Genomic DNA, 19,983 nt, shown 5'->3' on the forward strand with positions numbered 1-19,983 from the left:
CGCTCGTATCACCCCAGCAGCTCCACCCGGTAGTTTTCGATCACGGTGTTCGCCAGCAGCTTGTCGGCGGCGTCCTTCAACGCCGCCTCCGCCTTGGCCTTGTCGGCGCCGGCGAGCTCGATGTCGAACACCTTGCCCTGGCGGACGCTGGCAACGCCGTCGACGCCGAGCGACTTCAGCGCGCCTTCGATGGCCTTGCCTTGCGGATCGAGGATGCCCGTCTTCAAGGTAACGGTGACACGTGCCTTCACGTCAAAATCCCCTCAGCTCTTCACCAGCACCGGGCCGGAGCCCTGCGGACGCTCGTTCTCCATGAGGATGCCGAGGCGCTTGGCGACTTCGGTATAGGCCTCGAGCAGCCCACCGAGGTCCCTGCGGAAACGGTCCTTGTCGAGCTTCTCGTTCGACTTGATGTCCCAGAGTCGGCAGCTGTCCGGCGAGATCTCGTCGGCGACGATGATCCTCATCATCTCGTTCTCGAACAGCCGGCCGCATTCCATCTTGAAGTCGACGAGGCGGATGCCGATGCCGAGGAAGAGGCCGGTGAGGAAGTCGTTGACACGGATGGCGAGCGCCATGATGTCGTCGATCTCCTGCGGCGTCGCCCAGCCGAAGGCCGTGATGTGCTCTTCCGACACCATGGGGTCGTTGAGCTGGTCGTTCTTGTAGTAGAATTCGATGATCGAACGGGGCAACTGGGTCCCCTCCTCGATGCCGAGGCGCTGCGACAGCGAGCCGGCAGCGACGTTCCGCACCACCACTTCCAGCGGCACGATCTCCACCTCGCGAATCAATTGCTCGCGCATGTTGAGTCGGCGGATGAAGTGGGTCGGCACCCCGATGTCGTTGAGGTGCTGAAACAGGTACTCCGAGATCCGGTTGTTGAGGACACCCTTGCCCTCGATCACCTGATGCTTTTTCGCATTGAACGCAGTTGCGTCGTCCTTGAAGTGCTGGATCAGGGTACCGGGCTCCGGGCCTTCATACAGAACCTTTGCCTTGCCTTCATAAATGCGACGCCGACGGCTCATGGGGATGTACCGTGTTTTGTTAAAATCCATGTATTTGGTGTGCTCCGGTTACCAGGATTACGACCCACAGCGGAGCTGCCGTGAACGGCTGGGAACCCGTCTATGACCCGTGGAAACAGAACGAGAACCAAGCCTTCCGGCAACCTATCCGATTGGCCGACCGAGCACAATCGATCCGGCCGTCCGCCGCCAACTTATACCATCTTGCCTGCGGCTTAACGGCCCGTTGTTTTGCCGATTCGTGCTATCTATGTAGGCATGCAGTCGGGTCGCCGCAACGGAAGGCTCCCGCTCCATTCAGCAGGGGATTTGGAACAAGGTATGAGCCAGTTCGACAAGCGCCAGGAAGGTTTTGAGAAGAAGTTCGCCCTCGACGAGGAGCAGAAGTTCAAGGCGGAGGCCCGCCGCAACCGGCTGCTCGGGCTGTGGGCGGCCGAAAAGCTGGGCATGTCAGGTGACGCGGCCACCGCCTACGCCAAGGAAGTGGTCGCTAGCGATTTCGAGGAGGCCGGCGATGCCGACGTCCTGCGCAAGATCACGACCGATTTCGCCGCCAAGAACGTGGCCGTCACCGAACAGGCGATTCGCGCCAAGATGAGTGAACTGCTTGCGGTCGCGGCCGCGGAGGTGAAGGCGGGGAAGTGACCCCGCCGTCGGGCTCTATTTCAGCGTGATCTGAAAACCCATCGATCCGCTGATATTAAACCCCTCCGCCTGTTGCGGTCCGAACTGCCGGTTGATGTTGGTGTTGACCGACTCCATCCGGCAATCGCGGGCGAGCACCTCGCGCAGCAGATCACATTCGCGCGCCGCCATCTCATAGACCGTGCGGCGCGCGCGGTCGCGCAGTTTCTGGGCCTCCTCGCTGTCCCCGGTCGGACCAGCGACAAAGAAGTTGATCGACGTCTGCACGCGCACCGATCCTTCCTGCCGCAGACCGCCGCCGCCTTGCTCGACGATGACACGTTGCGACTGGGCCTTGGCGGGAGCAATCACGACCAGCAGACCAACGCCTGCCAAGACGAAACACGAGCGAACTTTCATCACGGTTACCTGTGGTTGAAGCAAGGCCCGTTACGTAACCTCCAGAGGTTGCCAACGGGCAAACCGTCGACCGCAAACACCGGGCCGCCGCTTCACCAGCGGTTAACTGCGCCGGTCACTCCTCCTTGAAGCCGTATTCCGGCACGTTGCCGCTGGCGCCGTAATATTTGTACGGCAGGAATTTGCCGCTCATCGTGATCTTGACGCGGTCGCCCTTCGGATTGGCGACGCGTTCCATGGCCATGTCGAAGTCGATCGCCGACATGATGCCGTCACCGAACTCTTCTTCGATCAACGCCTTCCAGGCCGGACCGTTCACCATCACCATTTCGTAGAAGCGATAGATCAGGGGATCGGTCGGCGGCATCGGCGTGCCGGTGCCGCGCATCGGCACCTCGTTGAGCATCGCCGTTTCCGCCTTCGACAGGCCGAACAGCTCGCCGGCATTGGCAGCCTGCGGCTTCGTCAACTTCATCTGGCCGAGAATGGCGCCGACAATGAGCACCTCCGAATAGCCGCCGATCTTCTCGCAGATGTGCTTCCAGCTCCAACCCTTCTCGCGCTTGATGTCGAGCAGCTTCTCGGTAAGGTCTTCGCGTTTCATGTCGGCTTCTCCTTGGTTAGGCACTTAATCCGGGATTTGTCCCGGGCATCCACGTTTGCCGTGGCTCATCGCTGCCCGCCGCAATCGTGAGCCCCGGCTTGCCGATCTGCACCAGCGGCACGTTGCGCGGATCGTGATCGGACATCTCGGTCGTGAAGGTCTTGCTGCGCGTCACCAGGAAATCGATGATGTGGTTGCGCAGCGCGTAATAAAGCGGATGGCGGTGCAGGTCGATGCGGCCGCGATCCCGCGGCAGCGGGTTTTCGACCACCTCTGCCAACACCGCGCCGGGTCCGTTGGTCATCAGAAAGATCTTGTCGGCGAGGTAGATCGCCTCATCCACGTCATGCGTGATCATGAACGCGGTCTGTCCGGTCTCCAGGCAGATCCGCCGTACCTCGTCCTGGAGCGTGCCGCGCGTCAGCGCATCCAGCGCCGAGAACGGCTCGTCCATCAGCATCATCTTCGGCGTGATCGAGAGCGCCCGCGCGATGCCGACACGCTGCTTCATGCCGCCCGACAGCTCAGACGGCCGCTTGTGCTCGGAGCCGGAGAGACCGACGAGATCGGTGAAGGTCTGCGCATGCGCCTTCACCTTGGCGCGGTCCCAGTTCCGCCATTTCGAGCTTACGGCATAGGCGACGTTGCCGAGCACGGTGCGCCAGGGCAACAGCGCGTGGCTCTGGAAGATCACGGCGCGGTCGAGGCTGGTGCCCGAAATCGCCTGGCCGTCGACGATGACGGCGCCCTCGCTCGGCGCATCGAGGCCGGCGAGGATGTTGAGCACGGTGGTCTTGCCGCACCCCGAATGCCCGATCACGCAGGCGAACTCGCCGCGTGCCATCGAGAGCCACAGATTTTCGAAGATCGTGGTCGTAGCGCCGCTGGCGCCGGGATAGCGCTTTGCGATGCCCTCGATGGAGATGAATTTGTCGGTCATGCCCCCTACTCCGGAAACGTGACCATGCGCGTGAAGCGCGCCAGGACCTGGTCGAGCAGCATGCCCACGATCCCGATCAACAGGATCGCGATGATGACGTTGGTGATCGAGAGGTTATTCCACTCGTTCCAGACGAAATAGCCGATGCCGGTGCCGCCGACGAGCATCTCGGCGGCGACGATCACGAGCCAGGCGATGCCGATGGAGATGCGCATGCCGGTCAGGATCGTCGGCGCCGCCGCCGGGAGGATGACGGTGAAGGCGCGCCTGACGGTGCCGACCTCGAGCGTGCGCGCGACGTTGATCCATTCCTTGCGCACGCTGGCGACGCCGAACACGGTGTTGAGCAGCATCGGCCAGATCGAGCAGATGAAGATGACGAAGATCGCCGAGATCGAGGAATCCTTGATGGTGTAGAGCGCGAGCGGCATCCAGGCCAGCGGCGAGATCGGCTTCAGCACCTGGATGAAGGGATCCAGCGCCTTGCTGAGCAGCGGCGACATGCCGATCAGAAAGCCGAGCGGGATGGCGACGAGAACCGCCAGCAGATAACCGAGCCCGACTCGCGCGATGGAATAGCCGAGCTGGATGCCAAGCCCCTTGTCGTTCGGTCCGTTGTCGTAGAATGGGCGCCGCAGGTGCTCCCAGAGCTTGGCGCCGACGTCGAGCGGCCCTGGCATCGCCGATTTGCCCTGCGTCGCCGTCAGGCCCATCAGCTTGGCGTATTCCGGACTCATCGTCGTCGTGGTGCCGGTCGAGCGCGTGGCCAGATGCCAGATGCCGAGGAACGCGGCGAGCAGCACGATGGAGACGAGGCCGGCACGAAGACGGAGGGAGGATGTCATGGCGCAAATCCTACCGCACGTGTCCCGGACCCTGTGCAGCGTGTAACGCTGCTCCGCAGAGGCGGGACCCGGTCGGTCCCCATGGGTCCCGGTTCTGCGTCGCACCGCTTCGCGCTGCGCCGCGCCCGGGACACCAGAACGTCGCCCATCACGACGCCTTCCTGATCTTGAAGCTCGCGACGTAGTCCTCCGGCTTGGCCGGATCGAACGTCTTGCCCATCACTGCGAACGATTTGTACGCGGTCGTCGGCGGCGACAGGCCCATCTCCGTCATCAGCTTCTTGGTGTCGGTCGCCAGATACACCTGCTCGGCAACCGCCTTGTAGTCGACATCCCCCTTGATCTGGCCCCAGCGCTTCATCTGCGTCAGCATCCACACCGCAAAGGACTGCCAGGGGAACGGATCGAAATCGACGCGCTTGGCGTCGGTCTTCACGCCGCCAAGACCGTCGGCATAGGTCCCGGTTAGAACCTGCTCCAGCACCGTGACGGGGGCGTTGATGTAGTTGGCCGGCGCGATGGCTTCGGCGATCTGCTTGCGGTTCTCGGCTTTCGAGGCATAGGCCGTGGCATCGACGATGGCGCGGGTCAGCGCGGCAAAGCTGTTCGGCGCGGTGGTGATGAACTCGCGACTGGCGGCGAAGCTGCAGCAGGGGTGACCGTCCCAGATCTCCTTCGACAACAGATGCATGAAGCCGACGCCGTCGTAGATGGCGCGCTGGCAGATGTTGTCGGGCGCAAGGAAGCCGTCGATATTGTCCGCGCGCAAATTCGCGACCATCTCCGGCGGCGGCACCGAGCGCAGCTGTACGTCGGTGTCGGGATCGAGACCGTGCTCGGCGAGATAATAGCGCAGCAGGTAATTGTGCATGGAATAGTCGAAGGGGATCGCGAATTTCATCCCCTTCCAATCCTTTGGGTCGCGCTTGTCCTTGTGCTTGGTCGCCAGCACGATGCCCTGCCCGTTGATGTTCTCGATCGCGGGCACGGCGAACGGAATGGCATTGGCAGCGAGGCCCAGCGAGATCGCGATCGGCATCGGCGCCAGCATGTGGGCTGCGTCGTATTCCTTGTTGATGGTCTTGTCGCGGATCACCGCCCAGCCGGCAGTCTTGACCACTTCGACATTGAGGCCGTGCTTGGCATAGAAGCCCATCGGCGCGGCCATGATGATCGGCGTCGCGCAGGTGATGGGAATGAAGCCGACCTTGAGGTCCTTCTTCTCGGGCGTGCCGGCCTGCGCGAACACCTCGGTCGCGGTCTGCAGTGGGAAGAACTGCGACAGCGCAGCCAGCGCGGTCGACGCACCGACCGACTTCAGAAATGCCCGTCGTGCCACATCCTGCGGGAACATCGCGCGCATCACCGCGGAGGCAACCACGCCCTCGTATCGTTTCTCCTCGCTCTCGACCGCCTCGCAACGCAAGGCCGAAGCCGCCTGCTCATGCTCCGCTGTGGAGCTGTGCTGCCCGCACACGCAGCCGGACTGAAGACTGCGGTCGGCATCGAACGGATTGTCGAACGTGGACATGCTGCTGCGCCCCTTTGTCACACCGCGCGAGGGACATCGTCGTCCGCCGTGCCGGCTCAAAATTCCATCGTGGCCCGGCTACGGCTTGCGCAGCCGGACCATTGGAAACATGCAGGTTCTATGCCGCCTTGCCCGTTACCTGGGCAGCCATTGGCGGCCCCTGCTCGATCGGCAGCGAAGGGTCACGCGACCACTCGTTCCAGGAGCCGAAATACATCCGCACGTCCTTCACGCCGGCATTCTTCAGCGCCAGGAACGTGTTCGAGGCGCGCGCGCCCTTGAAGCAGTAGAGATAAACCGGCGTCGACGGCGAGATGCCGACGGTGGCGCATTCGGCCAGGATCTCGTCCTTGGACTTGAAGCGCGGGCCTTCCGCGGTCGGCTTCATCATGCGGTACCATTCCAGCCACACCGCACCGGGAATCCGGCCCTTGCGCGGGCAGAAATCCTTGCCGTACGGGGACGAGCTGTCACCGATCCATTCGTCGACATCGCGCACGTCGAGAATGGCAATGCCGGGCTTGCCGACCGCGGCAAGCATCGTCTTCGCGTCGATCAGGATGTCGCCGGCTTCCGGCACGATCGCGAACGAGGCCTTCGCCGGGGTCGGAACGTCCTTCGTCACCGGCAAGCCCGCGGCAGACCAGGCATCGAAGCCGCCATGCAGCACCTTGACCTTGGGATAGCCGAGCATGGTGAGCAGATAGTAGCCGCGGCAGGACTGGCCGAAGCCGGAATTCATCGACTGCTCGTAAATCACCGCCGTCTCCTTGCCGGAGAGACCGGCGGCCCCGAAGGCGTCGGCGAATTTGGTCTTCAGCTCGCTGATGCCTTCCGGCGTCGAGGTCGCGAGAAACGTGAAAATCTCGTGCACGTTCACGGCATCAGGCAGATGCCCGGCGGCATAGGCGTCGGGATTGCGGGTGTCGATCACGACACACGGCTCGGTCTTCAAGAGATCGGCAAGTTCGCTGGCAGAGATCAGAACGTCCGTCATTGGCAGCCTCTCCGTTGAGGTTAAGTGGTCTTTCTGGGGGGTGGACTCGTAAAGCTCAGCTATCGGCGAGCATCTTGCGCAGCTGCTTGGTGGCCGGCGTGACGATCGCCACGAAATAGGCCTCGCGCAGGCGCCGCTGCGCGCGGTGACCCTTGAGATAGCCGCGCGCGCCACAATGCAGCATCGCCGCATGCGCCGCCGCGACGCTGGCCTCGCCCGCGCGAAGCCTGAGCGCGATCACCTTGCGCCAGTAGGTGTCCTCCTCGTTGTAGGGATCGCGCGCCAGTGCCATGGTCTCGGTCTCGAGCTCGGCCGCGAGATCGCGGAAGTGCACCGGCTGCTGCGGCAGATAGCGGTTGATATGGCCGAGCGGGTTATCCACCTCGTCCATGATATTGATGCAGTCCTTGATGAGACCAAGCGCCATGCCGGCCTGCAGCAGGATGAAGCCCGCGCGGATCTTCTTGACGAAGGGGCCGGCAGGATCGGCCAGGATCAGCTCATCCGGCACGAAGGCATCGCGAAACTGCACGCCATAGGTACCGGTGCCGTCCATCGCCATAAACGGCTTGCACGGCGTCAGCGTGATCGCAGGATCGGAGCAATCGGCCAGGAACATGACAGTGCCAGGCTCGCCACTTGCGCTGCCCTGATCATCCTCGCGCTCGAAGATGGTGCCGAAATAATGATCGGGGCCGAGATTGGAGACCCACGGCAACGCGCCGCGCACGATATAGCCGCCCTCGACCTTCCTGCCTTTCAGCTTCAGTTTCTCGATGCCGAAAAAGCTCTTCATCGGGTTGGAAAGCCCGGTGCCGCCGAGCACCCGGCCGGTCGAGAAGCCATCGCCTAAACGCTTGGCGAGCTTTACATTGGTCGAATTCGCCGCGTACCAGACCAACGTGTTCTGGCACCAGGCCATGAAGGCCGTGGCGCCGCAGACCTCGCCGATCGCGGCCATCGACTGGATCGCGCAGCGCAGATCGGCAGGACCTTCGTGCGGTACGTGACTGCTCCAGGCGCCGGCCGCGCCGAGCTTGCGCAACACCTCGGCCGGATAGACCGAGCCGTCATCAATGCCGGCGGCAAGCGGCGCGAGATCTTCGCGCACGATTCGCGCCACCTCCCCTGCAATGGACGGTGCGGGCTGATCCAAAACCTCGGCCCGCGATAAAGCCAGTGAACCCATGATCGTCTCCCGCACCTTGTCCTGGTTGTGTCAGCTAGATGCCGACCTCGAGATTGACCGGACGCGTGAATGTGTTGGCCACCGGCGACCATTTCTTCACATGCGCGACCAGCGCGTTGATCTCGTCCTGCGAGATGCCCTCGCATTCCATGTCGACCTTGACCCGCACGTCGGTGAAGCCGACCGGCTTGTCCGAGGTATCGCCGGTGCCCCAGACCGCGGTGATGTTGAGGTCGCCTTCGAGCTCGAGCTCGAGCTTGTTGACGATCCAGCCGCGATGCACGGCGTTGGCATGCAGGCCGACGGCAAGGCATGAGCCGAGCGCGGCGAGCGAGGCTTCCGACGGATTGGGCGCGGTGTCGTCGCCCAGCAGCCCCGGCGGTTCGTCGACGATGTAGGGCGGCAGGTTGCGGATGTAGTTGGCGTGCCGGAATTTGCCTTCCGCGACCGTCTTGCACTTCAAGGTCTTGACGACCTTCGGATTGGCCTTGCCGCTCGCGATCAGTTGCTCGAGGCCATTCTTGTCGATGGGCGCTAGGCACCCGGTCAGCACTGTCTTTTGAACGACGGCAGTCATCATCTTCTCCCTGGCAGCCGCGGAACGCGGCAGGATACCGAACGGTCTGTTTCCTTGCATGGAGCGTGCCAGAGCATGTCGAAAACGAAATGCGAGGTATTGGAGCCGCTTAGCGCTGGCTGCCCGCGGATTGGTCAGCCGCACCCTGCTCAAAGGCGATGCAGATGAGATCGCCGATGCGAATCTTTTTTGCGCGGAGCAGATGCGGCTTGATGATACCGCGTGGCTGCGATTAAGTTGCAGTCCATGGCCAAGCCTTCATTGCACAAGCCCTCACTGAACAAGATGTCGTCGAAGATGAATGCGCCGCATTCAGGTTCAGGCGACGACGAATCCGCGCGCGGGCGCCTGCTCAGCGCCGCCTCGCATCTGTTCTGCAAGAACGGGATCAACGCCACCGGCATCGATGCGATCATCGGAGAGGCCGGCACGGCGAAAACCACGCTGTACAAACTGTTCGGCTCGAAGACCAATCTCGTCAACGCGGTGCTGGAGAGCGAAGGCAAGCAGTGGCGCGAATGGTTCATCGCCGCCATGGAAGACGGCGGCGGCGATGCACAGACGAAGCTCACGCGTATCTTCCCGGCGCTGAAGAGCTGGTTTGCCCAAGAGCGCTTCTACGGCTGCCCCTTCATCAACGCGGTCGGCGAGCACGACAAGGATGCCAAGCAGTTCCGCAACATCGCGCTGAAACACAAGAAGATCGTGCTCGGTCACATCGAGAAGCTCGCCGGCGAGCTCGGCTCGAGCGAACCCGCGGTGCTTGCCCACCAGCTCGGCCTGCTGATCGATGGCGCGATCGTCGCGGCGATGATTTCGCGCGACCCCGGCGTGGCAGATACGGCGGCGCTGACGGCCGGCCCTCTGCTCGGCCAATCCAAGGCGAAGAAGAAGCGCGCGGCGGATCAGCTGGAGGCTGTGTAAGCTTCGGAGGGTCGGCAAAAGGCGCGTTGCGCTGCCCACCACTTCTGATCCCGATCGCTCGCAGACGTTGGTCGCGCTTCGCCTTGCCCGCCCTACAAATTCTGGTTACCGCCCCGCCTTCCCCTCTCGCGGCAACGCATCGGTAAAGCGCCTGATCGCCTCCAGCACCGGCTGCTGATCGCCCGCAAAGAACCAGTGATCGTTGCCGTCGAGCTCGACGAACTCCGCGCCCTTGATCCGGCTCGCGATGTCGCGGCCGGCCGCGATCCGCACCGCCTTGTCGCCGCGCCGGTGCAGCACCAGCGTCGGCACGGCAATCTCCCCCAGGATATGCCGCACGTCGGCGTCGCGAAAGGCTTCGAGCACGGCCGAGATGCCGCCGGGACTTGAGGCCGCACGCAACAGCCCGGCCCACCAGGCGCGCGCCTGGGGATCGCCCGCCAGACTTGGCGCAAACGTCTCGATCCCGACCGGTCCACCCCATTGTGCGATGAGTTGCTTGCTCCAGGCATCGTACTGGCTGGCTCGCAGGGCATGCGGATAATCCTGCGACCAGCAGCCCTTGGCCAATGCGCCGAACAGGATGAGCCCGGCGACGCGGCGCGGTTCGTCGACCGCAAACTTGATGCAGGCCGGTCCGCATTCGGAGGCGCCGAACAGCACGACGCGGCGCGACTCCACCGCCCGCAGCACGGTGCCGATATCCTCCGCGGTGACGTCGATGCCCGGTGCCGATCCGACCCGGTCGGACAGTCCGATCCCGCGGCGATCGAAAACGATCAGCCGTCCGAGCCTCATCAACGACGCCAGGAACGTCCGGCTTGCTGGGCTCTCCCAGGCGCGCTCCACATGCGACACGAAGCCCGGCATCACCAGGATATCGAGCTGACCATTTCCGTAGGTCTGATAGGCCAGATGCACGCCGGAGCCCTTCACGTAGCGCGTCGGCGGAACGTCCTGCGGCGCCGCGGCGGGAGTCATGAGCGCCTCGGTCTCGGCTTCCGGCGCAACGCCGAGTTCGTCCCGCAGCCGCTGGGTCAGGGCCGCGTGATGACGCTCCGCCGCGCTGCGGTCGCCCGCCAGCAAAAGGCTGCGGATCAGATGCCGGCCATAGACCTCGCTGAGCGGATCGAGTTCAGCGAGGCGTCCCGCATGCGCTGCCGCAGCAAAATGGTCGCCGGCGGCATTCTTGTCCTGCACCAGACGCTCCAACGCGTGCATCAGCCGGCCCCTCAGCGCCTCGCGGCGAAAGAACGCCCAATCATCGAAGTCGGGGCCGTCGTCGAGAGCAAAGCCCGCCAGGAAGTCGCCGCGATAGACCGCGCAGGCCTCGTCGAAGTCGCCGCGGTCGCAGGCGCTCTCGAAGGAATGCGCATCGACCTTCAGCACGACCGCCGGAGACCAGCGCACGCTGGTGCGGTCGGTCTCGAACACCGGCTGGCCGAGCGCGAGCTCGACCCGATGCAGCAGCCGCCGCAACCGCGCGAGGCCCGTCTCCCGATCGGCCTCGGGCCAGAGCAGGGTGGCGATGATTTCGCGCGCGACCGCAGCCTTGGCCTCCGCGAGATAGACCAGCAGCGCAAGACCCTTGCGCAGGTTCAACTTGATCGGATGGCCGTCGGCATGGACCTCCGGAAACCCGAACGTCTCCAGCGAGTAGGCCGTCATGGAAATCCTCTCTCCTCCCGGGACGTCCCCAGGGGACGCACGGGGGACGGGGCCGCGGTAGCCATCGGCCCGGATCGCACCCGCTCGCAGGCGACCACTTGGCGCTCTGCATGCGGCACTCCCGGATCAGGCACAATAGGAAAAGCCATGTTCTCGCGCCTCGCAATCCTGCTCTACGCAATCGTGAGCTATGCCGTGTTCACGGTGTCCTTCCTCTATGCACTCGGTTTCGTCGGCAATTATGTCGTACCCAAGTCGATCGATCAGCCGGTCGACGTCGGCAGCCCCTCGAATGTAACCGAGGCCATCGTCGTGAACCTGCTGCTGATGAGCCTGTTTGCCATCCAGCACAGCGTCATGGCGCGCCCGGCCTTCAAGCGATGGTGGACCAAGGTGCTTCCCGTGGCCTGCGAGCGCAGCACCTACGTGCTGCTTTCCAGCCTCATTCTCCTCCTGCTGTTCTGGCAGTGGCGTCCGATCCCGGCACCGATTTGGCAGACCGCCGGGATCGTCGCCTGGTTGCTGACCGGCATCCATTGGCTCGGCTGGCTGATCGCATTCGCCTCGACCCACATGATCGATCATTTCGACCTGTTCGGCCTGCGCCAGGCCCTCGCGGCGTTGCGCGGGACACAGCCGCAGGAGCCATCCTTCAAGGCGCCGCTGCTCTACAAGATCGTGCGACATCCGATCATGCTTGGCTTCCTCCTCGCATTCTGGGCCACGCCCGAGATGACCGCCGGCCATCTGCTGTTCGCGCTCGCGAACACCGCCTATATCCTGGCCGCGTTGCAGTTCGAAGAGCGGGATCTGGTCGCGGAGTTCGGGGAGACCTACCGGCAATATCGCCGCCGCGTTCCGATGCTGTTGCCGCGCCCCTTCGCACGGACCCGGACAGGGGACCGTGACGCCACCCGGAGCATCGGGGCGCCCCGATGAGCGCGGTGTTGTGGAGGGTGTCCTCCGGTCCGCAAATGTCTGCCGATGCTGCGATGTTTGCCGATGCCTTCGACGGGCTCCATGCCGGGATGTATCTGGTCGAGGCGGACGCCCATCTCATTCACGCCAATATCGCAGGCCGCGCGCTCATCGACGCCGGGGACATCCTGCATGAGGTCCGCGGGCGTCTCGTCGCCAGGGATCTGCCAGCCAACCTGACCTTGCAATGTGCCTTCGCGGCTGCGGGACACGCCGACCGGAGTCCGGCCGCCGGCGCAACCGCCGTGCCGATGACCGGGAGGGATGGCCAGCGTTACGTCGCAGATGCGCTGCCGCTGCCCGCAGGCACGCGCCGAAGCTCCGGCGCAAATCATCGAGCGGCAGCAGCGCTGTTCGTGCGCAAGACGGCCCTGCCGATCCCGTCCCGCGCGGAAGTGATCGGCAAGGCCTTCAGATTGACGCCGGCCGAGTTACGCGTGTTGCTCGCCCTCGTCGAGCTCGGCGGCATTCCTGAAGTCGCCGCGGCGCTCGGCGTTGCCGGATCGACCGTCAAGACGCATCTCCGCCGTCTGTTCGACAAGACCGGCGCTGCGCGGCAGGCTGATCTCGTCAAGATCGTCGCCGGATATGCGACACCGCTGAGAGAACTCCCCAGATGCAATGCCGTTGGAGCGCCACCATGAAAGCGGTTCTGTGTCATGCGTTCACCGGACCGGGCGACCTCAGCCTCGGTGAGATCGAGGTGCCGAAGCCGGCCGGCGACGAGATTCTCATCGACGTCCACGCGGCGTCGGTCAGTTTCATGGACCGGTTGATGGTCTCGGGCCTCTACCAGATGCGGCCGCAAACGCCCTTCGTGCCCGGCACGGAAGCATCCGGAACCGTGGTGGCGGTCGGCGGCGACGTGACAAGGTTCGCGCCCGGCGACCGCGTGGCCTGCAGCAGCTGGACCGGCGGCTACGCCGAACGAATGATTGCGAAGGAGTCGAAGACCGTACGCTTGCCTGACGGAGTAACATTCGAAGCGGCGGCAACCATCCTGCACAATTACGGCACGGCCTATTATGCGCTGGTCGAACGGGCGCGGGCCGTGCGCGGCGAAACGCTGTTCGTCACGGGCGCTGCCGGCGGCGTTGGACTTGCCGCCGTCGACCTCGGCCGCCATCTCGGCCTGCGCGTCGTCGCCGGCGTCGGCTCCGACGACAAGGCGGGCCTGGTCCACCGCTACGGCGCCAGCGCGGTCATCAACTATCGCCGCGAGGATCTGCGCGACCGGATCAAGTCGATCACGTCGGGAAACGGCATCGATGTCGGCTTCGACAATGTCGGCGGCGCGATCTTCGAACAAATGGCCCGGCTGATGAATTGGGGCGGACGGCTGATGCCGATCGGCTTCACCGGCGGCGAGATCCCGTCCATCCCGATGAACCTGCCGCTGCTGAAGAACTTCTCCATCGTCGGCGTCTTTGCCGGCGCATGGGCGGAGAAATTCCCGCACGAGGGCGCACGCATGAACGACACGCTGATGCGATGGCTCGCCGACGGACAAATCCGCCCGCATATCGATCGTATCCTCCCTTTGGAGGAGGTCACCGAGGCCATGCGCGCCGTGGCCAACCGGACGGTTCGGGGGCGAATTGTGCTCAGGATCAGGTAGAGTGTGCCATGGCTCAAATCATCATCGACAAACGCTATTGCGGCCCTCCGAATTCCGGCAACGGCGGCTATGTCTGCGGTCGGCTGGCCCGGCACGTCCCCGGAGCTGCAGAGGTGACATTGCGCGCGCCGCCGCCTCTGGACACCCCGCTCGCTGCGGTCGCGACGGATGACGGCACATGGGAGCTTCGCGATGGCGGCAAGGCCGTCGCCACCGGCCGCGCCGCGAGCGTCGAGCTTGTGCAGGTTGAGACAGCCACCTTGCCGGAAGCCCGTGCGGCCGAATTGCTCGCGCTGTCCAGGCCGCACGACCATCCGCTGCCCCACTGCTTCGTCTGCGGTCCCGCAAGGACGAAAGGCGACGGCCTGCGCATCTTCGCCGGCCCGCTCGGCCGTCATGTGAAGACCCCTGTTCTTGCCGCGAGCTGGGTACCCGATCCGAAGCTCGCTGCCGAGGACGGCCTCATCGCACCGGAATTCCTCTGGTCCGCGCTGGATTGCCCCACGGGCTTTGCCTGCAATTACGACCAGCAGAGCGCCAGCTTCGAGACGACCCCGCTCCTGCTCGGACGGATGGCAGCCCGCATCGAAGCCCGCCCCCGCACCGGCGTGCCCTGCATCGTCACCGCCTGGCCCACCGGCCGCGACGGCCGCAAGCGCACGGCCGAAGCCGCGCTCCACGATGAAGCCGGGAAACTGCTCGCTGTGGCGAAGACGACATGGATCGCAGTCGAGCGCGAGGTGCAGCTCGGACGCGGCTGATACAAGCCCGATCCCGCAGGTGGCAAAGCTAGGCGTCTTTGCCCTTCTGCACGACCGCGCTACAGCAACGTCTTGGAGAAACCCGCCGCCAGATGATCGATCAGAGCGCGAACGGCCATCGGTAGGCCTCGTCGTGTCGTGAACACGAGATGCACTATACCTTTGTGACCACGCCAGTCCGGCAGCACGTGGACGAGCTTACCCTGCGCGAGCGCCTCCCGGCAGAGATGGTCGGGCAGAAGCGCAATGCCGAGCCCGGCGATCGCGGCATCACGCACCGCGCTGAAGTCGCTGCATCCCATCCGCGGCTCGTGCCTGTGAATACGAGCTTGCCCGTCATTGGTCTCCAGATGCCATTCGACCGTCACGTCGTCGTCGGATGTCGCGAGCGTCGGAAGCGCAGCGAGATCATCGAGAGTTCGCAGCCGGCTTGCCAGTTGCGGGCTTCCGACAAGGATCCGCATCGATGTGCCGAGCGAGCGCATCGTGAGTGCCGCGTCGCCGACGAGCACTGCACGGACCCGCAGGGCCACGTCGATCCGCTCTTCGATCAGGTCCACGGGCCTGTCGATGGCAACGAGTTGCAGGCGCACCTTGGGATAGCGCGCCAGGAAGCTCGACACCAGTCCGGAGATCTCCCCGACCATGCCGGTTGGACAGCTGAAGCGAATGCGGCCGTGCGGTTCGGCCTGCGCCTGCGTGACCAGCGCCTCGGCCTGTTCGGCCTCCGCCATGATGGCGCGACAGCGCTCGTAGAAGGCCTGCCCCACCTCGGTGACGCGGAAGCGTCGGCTCGAGCGTTCGATCAGGCGCAACCCCAGGCGTTCCTCGAGCCCGGCAATCCGCCGGCTCAACTTTGATTTGGGCTCGCGCAGCGCCCTGCCTGCAGCGGCAAATCCGCCATGTCCGACCACCTCGGCAAAATAGGCAAAGTCGTTCAGATCGACCCTCATCGTTCCTCCCATAGAACGCTGAGTAGCAGATTTGCGTCCTACCGTCACCATCGTTCCGTACGCATCTACAACGGACAGCGGCGCTTTTGCCGGAAGCTTTAAAGGAGACGGACGATGACCAACAGGTTCGACAACAAGGTCGTGGTGGTGACCGGCGGTACCAGCGGCATCGGGCTTGCCACCGCAAAGGCCTTTGTGGCTGAGGGCGCCTCGGTGTTTATCACCGGCCGCCGCAAGGACGCGTTGGAGGCAGCCGTGAAATCGATCGGCGGTCGCGTGACCGGCGTCCAGGGCGACATGGCCAATCTCGCCGACATCGACCGGCTCTACGACGCCGTCCAGAAGAAGCACCAGCAGATCGATGCGATCTTCGCCAATGCCGGCGGCGGCGAGTTCGCGCCGCTCGGCGCGATCACAGAGGAACACTATCAGCGCACCTTCGACACCAACGTGAAGGGCGTCCTTTTCACCGTGCAGAAAGCGCTGCCCCTGCTCCGCGACGGCGCTTCCATCGTGCTGAACGCATCGACCGCGGGCGCCTCAGGTACGCCGGCCTTCAGCGTCTATTCGGCAACCAAGGCGGCCGTGCGGAATTTCGCGCGCAACTGGATCCTCGACCTGAAGGATCGGCGCATCCGGGTCAACGCCGTAAGCCCCGGGGTCACCGAGACGCCGGCCTTGAACCATCTGTTCGGCGGCGGCGAGCAGGCCGAAGGCACCAAGACTCAGCTTGCGAGCCTGATCCCGGCCGGCCGCGTCGGCCAGCCCGAGGAGATCGCCAAGGCCGTGCTGTTCCTTGCCTCCGACGATGCCAGCTTCGTCAACGGCGTCGAGCTCTTCGTTGATGGCGGTCAGGTTCAGATCTGAGCGGGACTTCACCAGGATCAATCACGGAAATCCCAATGATCCGGACAATCGCCGGATCGCATCCACGAACTCCTTCGCCGCAACCCTTAAGAGCGTTACTTGGCCAAAGGCGCGGCGCAGTGCCCACGGCTTCTGTCGCGGTCACGTTGATCGCACCTCCGACCGCCGGACATTCCGTCCGGCGGTGAGGCGAACTGCCTCAATTTACCTTCCATCAAGCACGGCTCGCGATCAGGGAACCCTGTAAATACGGTTTTAGGACCCCCCGCGCCTAATTATCCGCGGGACAAGGGGATGCTTGGGATGCGGTCCGACGCTGGACGATACAGCTTGCCACGCTGGCGCGTGATGCAGTGGTTGACGGACGTCGGCCCCGACGTGCCGGCCGACATTCGTGCAGCCCTCATCGCCCAACTCTTCGGTGCGGTCCCGATCTTTGCCGGCGGCGCCATCAATTCGGTCGCGATCGCAGCCATCATCGCCTATCGACAGCAGACGGCGCCGCTCATCGCCTGGTTTGTGCTTGAACTCGCGATTTGCCTGGCGCGCCTCGCAATCTTGCTCGCAGCACATCGCGCGATCCGGCTGCACCGGCCGACTCCGACCGATCTGCATCTCCTGTTCTCGATGGCCTGGAGCCTGAGCCTCGGCCTCGGCGCCATGGCGAGCATCGCGAGCGGCGATTGGCTCGCGGCGATGCTTGCTTGCATGTCGACGGCGGCGATGATCGGCGGCATCTGCTTCCGCAATTTCGGTGCACCGCGATTTGCCGGAGTCATGATGCTGATCTGCCTCGGTCCGGTCGTGGCATACATCGCATTTCTCGGCGAGCCGATGCTTTACATCATGATCTATCAGATCCCGATGTATCTGGCGGCCATGGCGGGCGCGGGTTTCCGGCTCAACAGGATGCTGATAACCACCATGCAGGCCGAGCGCGAGAACAGCCGCCGCGCGCACCATGACGCGCTCACGGGGCTGCTGAACCGCGCCGGATTTGTCGACGGCCTGGAGGCGAAGCTCGCGCAATCCATTCGCGAGAAGCGCTCCTTTGCCTTGTTCTTCTCCGACCTCGACGCATTCAAGCCGATCAACGACACGTTCGGACATGCAGCCGGCGATCAGGTGCTCAAGGTGGTCGCCGAGCGGCTGCGCAAGGCGGTGCCCGAAGGCGCGGCGATCGCGCGAATGGGCGGTGACGAATTCGTCGCGCTGGTCGATGGCATCACGGCCGATCAGGCGCTGGCGATGGGACAATGCATCGTCGACGAGATCGCAGCGCCCTACCAGATCGACGGCGAGACCCCTGTCACCATCGGTGCAAGTGTCGGTATCGCATTGGCGCCCGATCACGGTTCCCAGGTCGATGATTTGCTCGTGGTCGCGGACATGGCCCTCTACGAAGCGAAATCCGGCGGCAAGTCACGCTGCTGCCTGGCCGGCCGCGATATCGGCCTGACGGCGCTGCGCCGGCTTCAGCACGGTGGCAGGCGGCCTGCGAACGCGACCAGCGTCGCCGCCTGAGCCGCGATCCTCGACGTGTCTGCTCGCCCACGAGCGGGCGCGAAAAAGGTAAGAAGCCGGTTGGAAATGATCGCGTCTTGAGGCGACCTCGCCGCGAACGCACCCCGCTTTGCCCACGATGTGGAGCCTCAAGCCGTCGAGCGGCGTTGAACCCACGGTGGATCAAAGTTACGCTCGCAAACGTCGGTCAACAAGAGCACCAGGGGGACGCGATGGTTCGCGAGTTTGCCGCATTTGCAATCGTTGCCACGGTCATTTGGATTTCTGGCGCAGCATCCGCCGACGCCCAGCAACGGGAGTTCAACGCACCCGATCTGTTGATCCTCAACGGAAAGGTTCTGACGCTGGATGACCGGTCGACGGTCACGGAGGCCGTGGCCGTCGCAGATGGCAAGATTATCGCAACGGGGACCAGCGCTTCGATGAGATCGCTTGCCGGCGCTCAGACCCGCGTGCTCGACGTGTCCGGCAAGACCGTCATCCCCGGTTTGATCGATACGCACGCTCACTTCAAGGCCGCTGGTCTGGGAGACTACGTCGTCATCATGGGCCGCGCCAAGACCGTTGCGGAAGCGCTCGAGGCCATCAAGTCGTTCGCTGCGAAGAGGAAGCCGGGCGAATGGATCGTCGGTGGCGCGTGGCATCCGCCGTCACAACTGGCCGAGAAGCGCTACCTGACGCGGCAGGAGATCGATAGCGTTGCGCCGAACAACCCGGTCTATCTCCGCACCGTCGGGCACTTTTCGATGGCGAACACCATGGCACTGCAGCGGGTCGGGGTCGACAAGACCACCGATGATCCGAGTGGTGGAAAGTTCGAGCGCGATGCGGCGGGCGAGTTGACCGGCCTGCTCGTGGAAACGGCGATCGATCGGGTCGAGAAGGCGGTGCCGCCCTGGACGGAAGACGACGAGATGCGGCAATTCACCATCGCCGAAGGCGTGCTGAACAGCTTCGGCATCACCAGTGCGGTCGAAGGCGCGACAGAGCCGCGCGATATTCGCACGCTGCAGAAGCTCGTCGCATCCGGCAAAGCGACCTTGCGCACCGGCGTGATGTTTCGACCGGAGCCACCGGCCGATCTGAGCGCATGGGAAGCGATCATGTCGGGCAACGGAGCCTCTTCGGGCTTTGGCGACGATTGGCTCAAATTCGCCGGCATCAAGATCTTCTACGACGGCGGCATGACGTTGAAGACAGCGCTCATGCGCGACGTGTATCCGGACTCACATGACAACTACCATGGCATCGCGCAGCAGACACCCGAGCGGCTGAAGCAACTCATTTCCATCTGCAACCGGTATGACTGGCGCGTCGGTGTTCACGTCGTGGGCGACCTCGGTATCGACCAGGTGCTCGATGCGTTCGAGGCCGTGGATCAGGAAAAATCGATCCGCGACCGTCGCTTCGTCCTCATTCACGCCAGCCTGATCCGGCCAGAGCAGATGGAACGTGCGCAAAGGCTGGGAGTCCGCATCGATGTCCAGAACGTTTTCATGTGGGACAAGGCAGCCACCGTCGAACGTTTTCTCGGGAAAGCGATCGCGGACCGCGCCGTGCCGACCAGGACGCTGATCGAAAAAATGGGGCTCGACAACCTCGGCGCCGGGACGGATTTTCCCGTCAACCCGATCAACCCCTTCCTCAACATGTACATCATGGTGACCCGGAAGGACCCCGCCGGAAAAGTCTACGGCGCAGCGGAAGCCATCACCCGCGAGCAGGCCCTGCGCCTCTACACCAGCGCGGCGTCCCGCTACACCTTCGATGAAGCGCGCAAAGGGACCATCGAGCCCGGAAAGCTCGCCGACATCGTGGTGCTCTCTGCTGACTACACGGCCGTGCCGGAGGAGCAGATCAAGGACATCAAGGTGGACCTGACCCTGGTCGGCGGCAAGGTTGTGTTTCAGCGCTGAACCGGCGCTGATTGGC

At 64.0% G+C, this 19,983-nt stretch carries 21 protein-coding genes; 9 read left to right on the forward strand and 12 right to left on the reverse strand.

Annotation, left to right across the window (positions count from 1 at the left end; genetic code table 11):
• Positions 1 to 8: 8 nt before the first annotated feature.
• On the reverse strand, positions 9 to 251 hold the full coding sequence (gene purS / locus JQ580_RS21945; protein ID WP_008135030.1) for a phosphoribosylformylglycinamidine synthase subunit PurS: 243 nt from the start codon (positions 249 to 251) through the stop codon (positions 9 to 11).
• Between the two features lie 12 nt (positions 252 to 263).
• Positions 264 to 1,031, reverse strand: coding sequence for a phosphoribosylaminoimidazolesuccinocarboxamide synthase (gene purC, locus JQ580_RS21950; protein ID WP_173015815.1), 768 nt, complete (start codon positions 1,029 to 1,031; stop codon positions 264 to 266).
• Positions 1,032 to 1,352: 321 nt separating this feature from the next.
• Here purC and JQ580_RS21955 point away from each other — a divergent pair, with 321 nt between their 5' ends.
• Complete coding sequence (locus JQ580_RS21955) at positions 1,353 to 1,676, forward strand: DUF1476 domain-containing protein (protein ID WP_106951846.1); 324 nt, start codon at positions 1,353 to 1,355, stop codon at positions 1,674 to 1,676.
• Positions 1,677 to 1,691: 15 nt separating this feature from the next.
• On the opposite strand, the gene JQ580_RS33915 is transcribed toward JQ580_RS21955, so the two are convergent.
• The 8 genes from JQ580_RS33915 to JQ580_RS21995 form a co-directional block, all read right to left on the reverse strand.
• Positions 1,692 to 2,075 carry a hypothetical protein gene (locus JQ580_RS33915; RefSeq protein ID WP_249134338.1) on the reverse strand — a complete coding sequence of 128 codons (384 nt, stop codon included), beginning with the start codon at positions 2,073 to 2,075 and terminating at the stop codon, positions 1,692 to 1,694.
• Positions 2,076 to 2,190: 115 nt separating this feature from the next.
• Complete coding sequence (gene cynS / locus JQ580_RS21965; protein WP_106951845.1) at positions 2,191 to 2,679, reverse strand: cyanase; 489 nt, start codon at positions 2,677 to 2,679, stop codon at positions 2,191 to 2,193.
• Positions 2,680 to 2,695: 16 nt separating this feature from the next.
• Complete coding sequence (locus tag JQ580_RS21970) at positions 2,696 to 3,619, reverse strand: ABC transporter ATP-binding protein (RefSeq protein WP_212282291.1); 924 nt, start codon at positions 3,617 to 3,619, stop codon at positions 2,696 to 2,698.
• 5 nt (positions 3,620 to 3,624) lie between these two features.
• On the reverse strand, positions 3,625 to 4,464 hold the full coding sequence (ntrB, locus tag JQ580_RS21975) for a nitrate ABC transporter permease (RefSeq protein WP_212282292.1): 840 nt from the start codon (positions 4,462 to 4,464) through the stop codon (positions 3,625 to 3,627).
• A 148-nt stretch (positions 4,465 to 4,612) separates the two neighbouring features.
• Complete coding sequence (locus tag JQ580_RS21980; protein ID WP_212282293.1) at positions 4,613 to 5,995, reverse strand: CmpA/NrtA family ABC transporter substrate-binding protein; 1,383 nt, start codon at positions 5,993 to 5,995, stop codon at positions 4,613 to 4,615.
• A 118-nt stretch (positions 5,996 to 6,113) separates the two neighbouring features.
• Positions 6,114 to 6,992 carry a sulfurtransferase gene (locus JQ580_RS21985; protein ID WP_212282294.1) on the reverse strand — a complete coding sequence of 293 codons (879 nt, stop codon included), beginning with the start codon at positions 6,990 to 6,992 and terminating at the stop codon, positions 6,114 to 6,116.
• A gap of 55 nt (positions 6,993 to 7,047) precedes the next feature.
• Positions 7,048 to 8,181 (reverse strand): acyl-CoA dehydrogenase family protein, encoded by a 1,134-nt coding sequence (locus tag JQ580_RS21990; protein WP_212282295.1) that lies wholly within the window; start codon positions 8,179 to 8,181, stop codon positions 7,048 to 7,050.
• Positions 8,182 to 8,215: 34 nt separating this feature from the next.
• The gene (locus JQ580_RS21995; RefSeq protein ID WP_212282384.1) at positions 8,216 to 8,758 is read right to left on the reverse strand and encodes an OsmC family protein; all 543 of its coding nucleotides are present in this window, start codon (positions 8,756 to 8,758) and stop codon (positions 8,216 to 8,218) included.
• 246 nt (positions 8,759 to 9,004) lie between these two features.
• On the opposite strand from JQ580_RS21995, the gene JQ580_RS22000 reads away from it, so the two are divergent.
• Positions 9,005 to 9,682 carry a TetR/AcrR family transcriptional regulator gene (locus JQ580_RS22000; protein ID WP_212282296.1) on the forward strand — a complete coding sequence of 226 codons (678 nt, stop codon included), beginning with the start codon at positions 9,005 to 9,007 and terminating at the stop codon, positions 9,680 to 9,682.
• Positions 9,683 to 9,787: 105 nt separating this feature from the next.
• On the opposite strand, the gene JQ580_RS22005 is transcribed toward JQ580_RS22000, so the two are convergent.
• Positions 9,788 to 11,350 (reverse strand): bifunctional AfsR/SARP family transcriptional regulator/alpha/beta hydrolase, encoded by a 1,563-nt coding sequence (locus tag JQ580_RS22005; protein WP_212282297.1) that lies wholly within the window; start codon positions 11,348 to 11,350, stop codon positions 9,788 to 9,790.
• A 147-nt stretch (positions 11,351 to 11,497) separates the two neighbouring features.
• On the opposite strand from JQ580_RS22005, the gene mddA reads away from it, so the two are divergent.
• From mddA to JQ580_RS22025, 4 genes are read left to right on the forward strand one after another with little or no spacing between them, the layout of a single operon-like run.
• Positions 11,498 to 12,289 carry a methanethiol S-methyltransferase gene (gene mddA / locus JQ580_RS22010; protein ID WP_212282298.1) on the forward strand — a complete coding sequence of 264 codons (792 nt, stop codon included), beginning with the start codon at positions 11,498 to 11,500 and terminating at the stop codon, positions 12,287 to 12,289.
• Positions 12,290 to 12,324: 35 nt separating this feature from the next.
• Complete coding sequence (locus tag JQ580_RS22015) at positions 12,325 to 12,972, forward strand: helix-turn-helix transcriptional regulator (protein WP_212282299.1); 648 nt, start codon at positions 12,325 to 12,327, stop codon at positions 12,970 to 12,972.
• On the forward strand, positions 12,969 to 13,946 hold the full coding sequence (locus tag JQ580_RS22020) for an NADPH:quinone oxidoreductase family protein (protein ID WP_212282300.1): 978 nt from the start codon (positions 12,969 to 12,971) through the stop codon (positions 13,944 to 13,946). Before JQ580_RS22015 ends, JQ580_RS22020 begins: the two co-directional genes overlap by 4 nt.
• Before the next feature lie 8 nt (positions 13,947 to 13,954).
• Positions 13,955 to 14,707, forward strand: a complete 753-nt coding sequence (locus JQ580_RS22025) for a hypothetical protein (protein ID WP_212282301.1) — start codon at positions 13,955 to 13,957, stop codon at positions 14,705 to 14,707.
• Between the two features lie 59 nt (positions 14,708 to 14,766).
• Here JQ580_RS22025 and JQ580_RS22030 read toward each other — a convergent pair whose 3' ends face one another.
• On the reverse strand, positions 14,767 to 15,660 hold the full coding sequence (locus JQ580_RS22030; protein WP_212282302.1) for a LysR family transcriptional regulator: 894 nt from the start codon (positions 15,658 to 15,660) through the stop codon (positions 14,767 to 14,769).
• Between the two features lie 114 nt (positions 15,661 to 15,774).
• On the opposite strand from JQ580_RS22030, the gene JQ580_RS22035 reads away from it, so the two are divergent.
• From JQ580_RS22035 to JQ580_RS22045, 3 genes are all read left to right on the forward strand, one after another.
• Positions 15,775 to 16,527 carry an SDR family NAD(P)-dependent oxidoreductase gene (locus JQ580_RS22035; RefSeq protein ID WP_212282303.1) on the forward strand — a complete coding sequence of 251 codons (753 nt, stop codon included), beginning with the start codon at positions 15,775 to 15,777 and terminating at the stop codon, positions 16,525 to 16,527.
• A gap of 348 nt (positions 16,528 to 16,875) precedes the next feature.
• Complete coding sequence (locus JQ580_RS22040; RefSeq protein WP_249134339.1) at positions 16,876 to 18,051, forward strand: GGDEF domain-containing protein; 1,176 nt, start codon at positions 16,876 to 16,878, stop codon at positions 18,049 to 18,051.
• A 212-nt stretch (positions 18,052 to 18,263) separates the two neighbouring features.
• Positions 18,264 to 19,967, forward strand: a complete 1,704-nt coding sequence (locus tag JQ580_RS22045; RefSeq protein ID WP_212282385.1) for an amidohydrolase — start codon at positions 18,264 to 18,266, stop codon at positions 19,965 to 19,967.
• Positions 19,968 to 19,983 lie beyond the last annotated feature (16 nt).

The organism is Bradyrhizobium sp. SZCCT0148 (assembly GCF_018129985.1).
GTDB lineage: Bacteria > Pseudomonadota > Alphaproteobacteria > Rhizobiales > Xanthobacteraceae > Bradyrhizobium > Bradyrhizobium japonicum_H.

Bases quoted from the DNA above. Each gene is read 5' to 3' on its own strand.
- JQ580_RS21970 (WP_212282291.1), bottom strand. From the start codon at position 3,619: ATGACCGACAAATTCATCTCCATCGAGGGCATCGCAAAGCGCTATCCC.
- JQ580_RS21955 (WP_106951846.1), top strand. From the start codon at position 1,353: ATGAGCCAGTTCGACAAGCGCCAGGAAGGTTTTGAGAAGAAGTTCGCC.
- JQ580_RS22015 (WP_212282299.1), top strand. From the start codon at position 12,325: ATGTCTGCCGATGCTGCGATGTTTGCCGATGCCTTCGACGGGCTCCAT.
- JQ580_RS22030 (WP_212282302.1), bottom strand. From the start codon at position 15,660: ATGAGGGTCGATCTGAACGACTTTGCCTATTTTGCCGAGGTGGTCGGA.
- JQ580_RS22020 (WP_212282300.1), top strand. From the start codon at position 12,969: ATGAAAGCGGTTCTGTGTCATGCGTTCACCGGACCGGGCGACCTCAGC.
- mddA (WP_212282298.1), top strand. From the start codon at position 11,498: ATGTTCTCGCGCCTCGCAATCCTGCTCTACGCAATCGTGAGCTATGCC.
- JQ580_RS22040 (WP_249134339.1), top strand. From the start codon at position 16,876: ATGCAGTGGTTGACGGACGTCGGCCCCGACGTGCCGGCCGACATTCGT.
- purC (WP_173015815.1), bottom strand. From the start codon at position 1,031: ATGAGCCGTCGGCGTCGCATTTATGAAGGCAAGGCAAAGGTTCTGTAT.
- JQ580_RS21995 (WP_212282384.1), bottom strand. From the start codon at position 8,758: ATGACTGCCGTCGTTCAAAAGACAGTGCTGACCGGGTGCCTAGCGCCC.
- JQ580_RS21990 (WP_212282295.1), bottom strand. From the start codon at position 8,181: ATGGGTTCACTGGCTTTATCGCGGGCCGAGGTTTTGGATCAGCCCGCA.
- cynS (WP_106951845.1), bottom strand. From the start codon at position 2,679: ATGAAACGCGAAGACCTTACCGAGAAGCTGCTCGACATCAAGCGCGAG.
- JQ580_RS22035 (WP_212282303.1), top strand. From the start codon at position 15,775: ATGACCAACAGGTTCGACAACAAGGTCGTGGTGGTGACCGGCGGTACC.
- JQ580_RS21980 (WP_212282293.1), bottom strand. From the start codon at position 5,995: ATGTCCACGTTCGACAATCCGTTCGATGCCGACCGCAGTCTTCAGTCC.
- JQ580_RS22045 (WP_212282385.1), top strand. From the start codon at position 18,264: ATGGTTCGCGAGTTTGCCGCATTTGCAATCGTTGCCACGGTCATTTGG.
- JQ580_RS33915 (WP_249134338.1), bottom strand. From the start codon at position 2,075: ATGAAAGTTCGCTCGTGTTTCGTCTTGGCAGGCGTTGGTCTGCTGGTC.
- JQ580_RS21985 (WP_212282294.1), bottom strand. From the start codon at position 6,992: ATGACGGACGTTCTGATCTCTGCCAGCGAACTTGCCGATCTCTTGAAG.
- ntrB (WP_212282292.1), bottom strand. From the start codon at position 4,464: ATGACATCCTCCCTCCGTCTTCGTGCCGGCCTCGTCTCCATCGTGCTG.
- JQ580_RS22005 (WP_212282297.1), bottom strand. From the start codon at position 11,350: ATGACGGCCTACTCGCTGGAGACGTTCGGGTTTCCGGAGGTCCATGCC.
- JQ580_RS22000 (WP_212282296.1), top strand. From the start codon at position 9,005: ATGGCCAAGCCTTCATTGCACAAGCCCTCACTGAACAAGATGTCGTCG.
- JQ580_RS22025 (WP_212282301.1), top strand. From the start codon at position 13,955: ATGGCTCAAATCATCATCGACAAACGCTATTGCGGCCCTCCGAATTCC.